Below are 510 nucleotides of genomic sequence, written 5' to 3'. Positions count from 1 at the left end.
GCCCCCGCCCGGCCGCTACGGGCGCTCTGCCCCCGACGACGCCCGCACCGATCGCCGGCTGCGGATGGTCGGCGCCGGCCTCGGGGCGCTCTTCCTGGCGTTCCTCGTGTGGACGGGGGTCTCGATGATCGGGGGGGAGCGGGTCACCGGCACCCTCACCGGTTTCACCGTGGTCTCCGACGAGGAGATCGAGGCGGTCGTCCAGGTGCGCAAGCCGGCCGACGGCGTCGGGGTGTGCACGGTGCGCTCCCAGGCCGAGGACGGCCTGGAGGTCGGCCGGGCCCAGTTCCGCTTCGAGGCGGAGGGCGAGGTGGAACTGCGGGCGGTGACGCTGCGCACCACCCAGCGGGGCACCAGCGCGGAGCTGCTGGGCTGCGTGCTCGCGGAGGGCTGAGGCGGACCGGCGGGGACCCACCGGGTTCCGGGCACGGGCCCGCGCCCCCACCCGTCGCACGGCGCCGGGCGCCTCCCCGGTGGGGGAGACGCCCGGCGGGCACTGCGGGTGGGCGG

The 510-nt window shown here is 77.8% G+C and carries 1 protein-coding gene; it reads left to right on the top strand.

The genetic code is table 11. The features are described from left to right. On the top strand, positions 1–394 hold a 394-nt coding region (locus FOE67_RS28125; protein WP_228474384.1), incomplete at its 5' end, for a DUF4307 domain-containing protein. Positions 395–510: the final 116 nt, after the last annotated feature.

It is taken from the genome of Streptomyces calidiresistens, assembly GCF_014141525.1.
Lineage (GTDB): Bacteria > Actinomycetota > Actinomycetes > Streptomycetales > Streptomycetaceae > Streptomyces > Streptomyces calidiresistens.
This window is presented reverse-complemented; position numbering and strand designations above follow the sequence as displayed.